Source organism: Aquiflexum sp. (assembly GCF_041751335.1).
Classification (GTDB): Bacteria; Bacteroidota; Bacteroidia; order Cytophagales; family Cyclobacteriaceae; genus Aquiflexum.
Window position 1 is genome coordinate 1 of record NZ_JBGSXS010000211.1, and the last position, 7892, is coordinate 7892.

Annotated in this window: 6 protein-coding genes and 1 pseudogene; all 7 read left to right on the forward strand. The window is 39.5% G+C overall.

The genetic code is table 11. The features are described 5' to 3' along the window. Positions 1-690, forward strand: a 690-nt coding sequence (locus ACEW8U_RS11365) for an AAA family ATPase (RefSeq protein WP_373522162.1), incomplete at its 5' end; no start/stop codon positions are given. A gap of 303 nt (positions 691-993) precedes the next feature. Next, complete coding sequence (locus ACEW8U_RS11370; protein ID WP_373522163.1) at positions 994-3783, forward strand: TonB-dependent receptor domain-containing protein; 2790 nt, start codon at positions 994-996, stop codon at positions 3781-3783. A 31-nt stretch (positions 3784-3814) separates the two neighbouring features. Continuing rightward, on the forward strand, positions 3815-5158 hold the full coding sequence (locus tag ACEW8U_RS11375; protein WP_373522164.1) for a hypothetical protein: 1344 nt from the start codon (positions 3815-3817) through the stop codon (positions 5156-5158). 54 nt (positions 5159-5212) lie between these two features. Next, positions 5213-6163, forward strand: a complete 951-nt coding sequence (locus ACEW8U_RS11380; protein ID WP_373522165.1) for a hypothetical protein — start codon at positions 5213-5215, stop codon at positions 6161-6163. A gap of 9 nt (positions 6164-6172) precedes the next feature. Further along, on the forward strand, positions 6173-7090 hold the full coding sequence (locus ACEW8U_RS11385) for a leucine-rich repeat domain-containing protein (protein ID WP_373522166.1): 918 nt from the start codon (positions 6173-6175) through the stop codon (positions 7088-7090). Between the two features lie 30 nt (positions 7091-7120). Beyond that, positions 7121-7372 (forward strand): hypothetical protein, encoded by a 252-nt coding sequence (locus tag ACEW8U_RS11390; protein ID WP_373522167.1) that lies wholly within the window; start codon positions 7121-7123, stop codon positions 7370-7372. 118 nt (positions 7373-7490) lie between these two features. Continuing rightward, positions 7491-7892 (forward strand): annotated as a pseudogene (locus tag ACEW8U_RS11395) (hypothetical protein); the annotation flags it as partial.

The following is a 7892-nucleotide window of genomic DNA, read 5'->3' on the forward strand; positions in this document are numbered from 1 at the left end:
GGAGCACCTCCGGGATATGTCGGTTATGAAGAAGGCGGTCAGTTGACTGAGAAAGTCAGAAGAAAGCCATATTCAGTAGTTTTGCTGGATGAAATCGAAAAAGCACACCCTGATGTTTTCAATATTCTACTTCAGGTCTTGGATGATGGTATTTTGACAGATGGTTTGGGCAGAAGAGTGGATTTCAGGAATACGATTATTATCATGACTTCCAATATTGGAGTGAGAGATCTGAAAGACTTCGGTGCCGGAATTGGTTTCTCTCCAAAAGCCAAGCAGCAAAGCATGGATGAAGTGATGAAATCGACCATTCAAAGTGCATTGAGAAAAGCCTTCAGTCCTGAATTCTTAAACAGGTTGGATGATGTGGTTGTCTTTAATTCTCTAGATAAATCCCATATCCACAAAATTATCGATATCAGTCTAGGTAAACTGTTCCGCAGAATAACTGACTTGGGTTATCAAATCGAACTGACAGGAAAAGCCAAAGATTTCCTTTCTGAAAAAGGCTATGACCAGCAATATGGCGCAAGACCTTTGAACAGAGCTATTCAAAAATACCTGGAAGATGCGCTTGCAGAGGAAATTCTTAAAGGTGAACTTTCAGATGGAGATGTCATCATCGCCGATTACTCGGGAGAAGGTGAAGAACTCACCATCACCGTCAATAAAAAAGAAAAAGCGGAGTAATTACTCCAAATTCATAGTTTAAAACGGCCAATGAAAGTTGGCCGTTTTTTTATATAATTCTGGTAGCATTAAATGGTTTGACCCCCTTAAAAAATATCATCAAAAAACAAAATTGTACTTTTCCTGTTAATTCTGATTTCCCACCTTTAAAGGTTTACGGACGAATATTTTTAGAAAAAAATAAAAAGAAAAAAAATAATTTTTAGAATTATTTAACAATTGGGTAATTCAATGAATACTTTATTAACATAATCTAAATCTTAAAGAAAACAAAGGGTAATTGTAAGTTCGCACCTTTGCGATATGAAAAGAATTACCTTATTCATAATATTCTTTGCTGTCAATTCTTACTTTTTATTTTCTGCTACAATCAGTGGATTTGTACTCGACAAAGAAACCGGCGAGCCACTTATAGGTGCTACCGTGAAACTAAGGGCTGATGGAAATTCTTATTATTCCATTGTTGGTCTGGATGGTAAGTATTCAATTAAAGGGGTTCCGGGAGGTACTTTTATACTTGATGCCTCATTTGTAGGTTATTCCGCTCAATCTCAAGAGGTTAATTTGGGTCAGGACGATGCCGTCCGAATCAATTTTGAAATGGAATCAGAACTCAGTGATTTATCGGAGTTTGTCATTTCAGGTGCAATGATCAAAGGGTCAGAGATGCAGGCCAGAAACCTGGAAAGAAACGCAGCCAATACCATTAATATTATTTCTAAGCGTGCTATTGAATTATCACCGGATATTACTGTTGCAAATATTGTTCAGAGGGTCTCCGGTTTATCAGTGGAAAGAAATGCCAATGGAGATCCACAACATGCCATTGTCCGTGGTATGGATAAAAGGTATAATTACACTTTGATAAATGGGGTTAAAATCCCGTCCCCCGACAATCAGAACAGGTATATTCCTTTGGATATATTTCCCGCTCAACTTCTTGAAAGATTGGAAGTGTCCAAATCCCTTAACGCAATGATGGAAGGGGATGCCATAGGCGGTGCTGTTAATTTGGTCATGAAGGATGCTCCTGAAGAATTTATGTTGGAAGGTGATATCCAATTAGGATACAATCAGATCAATATTGACAGAGGGTTCTATACCTATGACCGATCTACAGTCAACCGGAGATCTCCATTTCAAAGGTTTGGTTCTGATTATTTTGCAGAAGTAAGCGACTTTCCCACTCAGAACATGATGTTGAAAAATGTCAAGCCGCTTCCTGATGTATTGGCCAGCCTTACTTATGGAGACAGGTTCTTCAATAACAAATTTGGCCTGATGCTAGGTGGGAGTTTACAAAACAGCTTTAGAGGTGTGGACAGTAATTGGTACAGGGTCGGTCTGGATAATTTTGGATCCAACAGACCTACTTTGTCAAGGTTACAGGTTAGAAATTCCTCTACTCAGCAACAAAGGTTCGCATTTCACAGCAAGATGGATTATTACTTCAATCCCAATCATAAATTGAAGCTATATGTCGGTACCTACCAATTAAACGATTTCAGGGTCAGGGACATGGTTGACACTGATGTTGAAGGGCGTAATTTCAGTGTGGAAGAGGGGAATGGAATTCTTACTTACATTACAAGATTCACCTCAAGATTCCAGACCATCAACACCATCAATCCAAGTGGGGAACACCAGTTTTCAAATAGGTTCAAATTGGATTGGTCAGGGGTAGCTTCATTGGCTAGAAGTGAATCTCCCGATGACGGGAATTTTATAAGAAACGGCGAGTTGGCCAACTTTGAGGTATTACCTCAAAATATCGAAAGAAGGAATAACAGAAGGTGGGAAAATAATACCGATAGGGATTTGACCATGTATGTTAATTTTACCTATCAACCCTATCTGATCAATGATGAGACTAATATCCAATTTGGAGGGATGTATAGGGATAAGGAAAGGGACAGTTTTTTCAACAGGTATATTTTTGATCCGATCAATCCGGCTTTTCAGATTCAGGGAGTTCATTGGGATACTTTCGAAGATGTCAATTGGAACCTTCTCAATCCCAGAGGGGGAGTTTCGGACCCTTTGAATTTTGAGTCATTTGAGAAAATTGCCGCTGCTTATATCAATACCAAATGGGATATTTTCAACACCGAAATAAATGCAGGTGTCAGGGCCGAACATACCAATCAGGGCTATTCACTAAGAGTGGCCCAACAAAATGTAAATGCTGATTCGAGCCAAAACTATCTGGATCTGTTGCCATCCATTGGTTTCAAACACAGACTAAATCCAAATATGAATTTGAGAGCATCGTATTACAAAGCTGTAGCAAGACCGGGATTCCATGAAATTGTCCCTTACAGAATGTCCGAAGATGATGGTTTTGATGAATCAGGAAATCCAGGGCTGAACAGGGTCAGGGCCAACAACTATGACTTGAGATGGGAGTATTTTCCTTCCATGACCGAGCAAGTGTTTTTGGGTGCATTTATCAAGGACATTAAGGATCCAATCGAATATACCCTGGTCAGGTCAAACGTTTTTTCAGGGCCTTTAAGCTTGAGACCAAATAATTTCGGAAATGCCATTAACTGGGGTGTAGAGGCCGATTTCATCAAATACTTCCAAAAGTTTGGAGTAAGGATGAATTATACCTATACCAATTCAAAGATCACTACCAGTAAAATAACCAATAGAAGGGAAGACCCTAATGATGAATCTTCACAATTGATCCAGGTAATGGAAATGCAAACGAGACCGCTTCAGGGGCAGGCTGACCATATAGGTAATCTGAGTGTCATGTATAAAAATATTGAAAAGGGTACGGATATCCAATTGGCAATGGTTTATACTGGTCAGCGTATAGAATTTGTTTCTCCTTTTCTGGACAATGACCATTGGTCCAAACCCATCACACAACTGGATTTTTCCTTTGACCAAAGGGTCAATAGGTTCCTTACATTTTTTGTCAGGGTCAACAACATTCTGGATTCTCCCTATGAACTCTTTATTAAAAGTCCTTTGGCCAGAGAAGGAGCCTTATTCCCATTTCAGGATAATCCAAATGAAACCTTGGTTAGAACTGACAGATTTGGACAATCATACAGGATAGGAATAAGATTGAAAAAGAATTAAAACCAAATATATAAACTAAACAAAAACCATTATGAAATTAACAAATTGGATGAAATCTTTCTTCATCATTGCACTGATTTTCGGATTTGTAGCATGCTCTGAAGACGATCCGGACCCCGCTGTGGAAGATCCGGATGAAGAAGTGTTACCAACACAGGACAACATGTTCGGTGATGTTGAAGGTACTTGGGCTTCCGGACAAACTTATACCATTACGGGTGATGTGACTATCCCGGAAGGGAAAAGCCTTACAATAGAATCAGGTGTTACGGTCATCATTGATGGCGACGGAAGGCAGGGAAGTAGCCCTGAGATAGTGATCAGAGGGAGTTTGTATTCTTATGGGACAGAAAATGCAAGGGTGAGATTTACAGTACCTGAAGGTAGAAGAACAACGGCAAATACCTTTGCAGGTCTTTGGGGCGGATTTTCTACTACTGAAACAGTGAAGGATTTGGTATTTGAATATACTGATATTGAGTATGCCGGTGCTCCGGGAGAGGCAAATAATCCAATAGTTCAGGAAGGTGAAATTGACGAGGGTGAACCAAGATATGCCATCTATATGCAGGATGATGGTTTGACTTCCAATTTTATCCTATGGCATACAAGAATTGCATACAGCAAAGATGACGCGATCAGATTGAACGGTGCCAAGACTTTAATTGCCCATAGTACCTTTGAACTCAATGGTGAAACAGGCGGTGAGGCGGTCAATACCAAATCCGGAACAGTAGGTGATTTTTGTTTTAACCTTGTCTATGGATCAGCAACAAACGGATTGAAAGTGGCCAACTCCAAAGGTAGAACTCCTCAGGCAGATAATTATTTTTACAATAATACTATTGTGTCTTCTGGTTGGAGAAGAACACAGGCAGGTAGAGGGGGATCCTTAAACTATGAAAATGGTTCAAGGGGACAATGCTTCAATAACCTGGTTGTGAATTCCCGATACGGGTTGAGAATGGTTCCGCCGGATGATCAGCCGGATTTGGCCAATACTTCTTGGGGTTATCAATATTATTATGGAGATGTGGAAATCATCGTAGAAGAGTTTTATCCTTCCAATGGAACCATCGGTAGGGTAGGAGACCAGCCAAAACCAAGTACTGATGTAGCTGGTGGTGTAGGGGAGAATGATCCTAAATTTGTCAATTTCGCTTTGGGAACATTTGATATCCAAGCGGCACGGGAAGGCTCAACAGTCAGCCGAATGCCTCAAGGTGCTGATTTTAGATTGCAATCAGATTCACCTGCATTGACTGGCGCCAAAACTGACTTTAATCCAAGATATGATTCCTATTTGGTAAACGGTAAGACCTATACTACTCCAAGACCACAAGCTTTCTTTGGTGCATTTGGAGCAGCTGATTAATTCAAAAAATAAAATTCAATAGTTTTGGGAGGTCATACTCCCAAAACTTGTTTTATGAAAATCTTCAAAAATTACCTTTCCGCAATTCTTGTAATTCTTTGTGCCTGTAATAACGCAGAGGATCCCATTGGATTCTGGGAGAATCATCGACCATTTACCACTGATTATACAATAGCCGAAATGGAAAGAATTGACTTCTTTTCTCCTGAGGCTGAATCAAGGGGTGAATCTACTTTGAGAGAGTCCTCAGGCTTAGCTTACAGTCGGAAGAACCCGGGTTATTTGTGGTCCCATCAGGACAAAAACAATGATAACCGTATTTTCCTATTGGATGTAAACTCAGGGGAAACTGTAGCAGCTTACAGAATAAAGGGGACAAGAAACAGGGATTGGGAGGATATTGAAATTGCACCGGGACCGATAGACGGCATAGACTATCTCTATGTTGGTGAGGTAGGTGACAATGATCAGGTCTATGGAAATTATTCCATTTATCGATTTGAAGAACCCAAATTTGAAGAAGCTCATAGGGGGCAAATTATCGATCTCGAAATTCCATTTGATGAGATCAAATTTCAATTCCCTAACAAAAACCATGATACTGAAGCTTTGATGGTTGATCCCAAAACAAAGGACATCTATTTGGCTACCAAAAGGGATTTCTGGTCAATCCTGTTTGTATTGCCTTATCCCCAAAATGTCAATGAAGAAACCACAGCCATTCATGCCGGTACATTTTCGTTCAGGGTTGCCACTGCCGGCACAGTATCCAGGGACGGTAATGAAGTACTGATCAAAAATTATGACAGGATATTTTATTGGAAAAGAAACGAAAGTGAGTCATTTATCGACATGATTCAAAGGGTGCCTGCACTTGCGCCGTACAATCCCGCAGAAGCACAGGGAGAGGCGATATGTTTTGACCATCAGGGGGGATATTTTACCCTTAGTGAATTTTCAAATTCCATTGTTCCTGAATTATTCTATTACAAAAGACTAAACTAAAAAATAAACATGAAAACTTTCTCAACAATTAAATACTGGGCTATAGCACTTTCAGTGGCTGTATTCTCTTTTTCCTGTAGCGATGAAGATGATCCCAACATTATGCCAGAAGATGAAGTAGTCAATTTTGAAGACGAACTCCTTGCAGGTTTTATCAGAACTGATCTTAAAATTGGAGCAAATAATGATATTACAGTCGGTGAACTGTTGAAATTGACCGAATTGAATATAGCCAATACCCAGGTAGCTTCTTTGGCAGGGCTTGAAAAAGCAACGAACTTGGAGGTTTTAAATGCCAATCTAACGAATGTAGAAAATCTCACTCCAGTTGCAAATCTGACAAAATTGAAAGAATTGTACCTTATGAATTTGAACCTTCAAGGCCAAGGAGCGGCAATCCTTGATTTTGTACAGAACTTGAATGCATTGGAAATTCTGGACCTAAGGGAAACACCTACCACGGATATTTCCCGGTTGGCAGGTAAATCTTCGTTAAAGCATTTGAATTTAAGACAATCTTTTGTTTCTGATTTATCTCCTTTGACCGGTATGACACAGTTTGAATATCTGAATTTCAATCGTTGTGGTAATATTAAAGATATCACTCCTCTCAATGGAATGGTGAATCTTTACTATTTGAGTCTTAGAAATGCAGAAGTTGGTGATGAACAGTTCAAGCAGTTCTCTCAATATACAAAATTGGTCGAGTCAAATATCAGAAATACAGGAATTACAGATATTACACCTTTGGTGGCTGTTTTTGAAGCAGGTGGTTTTACCCAGGCATTGTCTGACCAATTCCAAAACAAGATTTCTTTGGATCTCCAAAACAATCAAATTTCCAACCCTTGTGTCATTGAGCAATGGGTTGACCAGTTTCCTGCAGGTGAATTGGAAGGATGGGATGCCGCTTCATGTACTGATTAGCCTGAAACATCCTTTTTTAAGGATGCATGTATGGTAGCTAGGGTAAGAGAAACTCTTGAATTGTCTGCTGAAGATCAGATCACTGAGGGGCTTTTGCTTAGCATCGAAGTGCTTGACCTTAGGGGTACAGGAACTGCCAGTATTACCGGAATAGAGAAAATGCCAAACCTGACTTCGGTAGATTGGATTGCACCAATGATACTGACATTTCGCCTTTGTCAGCAAGTACTAAAATCACGTATTTTAATATCAAATCAGTGGAGGGGATTTCAGTGGTTATGATTAGATCAGTTTGATTTTATCCTTAAATTTACCGGACAGTTTTTCTGTCCGGTTTTTTTTTAACAAACCTTAACATCAGGTAGTTGAAAGGGGACTGAATTTTGACTGTTGAAAATCTATGAATACATTGTTCCATTATCTGTTTAAAGCTTACTTAATTTTTGTCTCCATTCCGTTTTTAGTTTCACAGAAGGTTCCTGAAGCCAAAGAACTTTCTTTTATACCGGCTTATGCAGATTCGGTTTTTTCTGCTCCCAAGAAAGCTGGGGATTTGAAAAATAAAAAAATAGATGAGGCAAGCGGCCTTGCTTTTTCCAGAACCCATCCAGGGATTATTTATACCCACAATGACAGTGGGGGTGAACCTTTAGTGTATTTGATTGATACTTTGGGAAAAGACAAAGGGAGTATTAAACTCAAAGGAGTTAAGAATAGAGATTGGGAAGACATAGCAGTAGGACCGGGACCTGATCCAAAGTTGCAATATGTATATGTAGGTGAGATAGGGGACAATAATGCT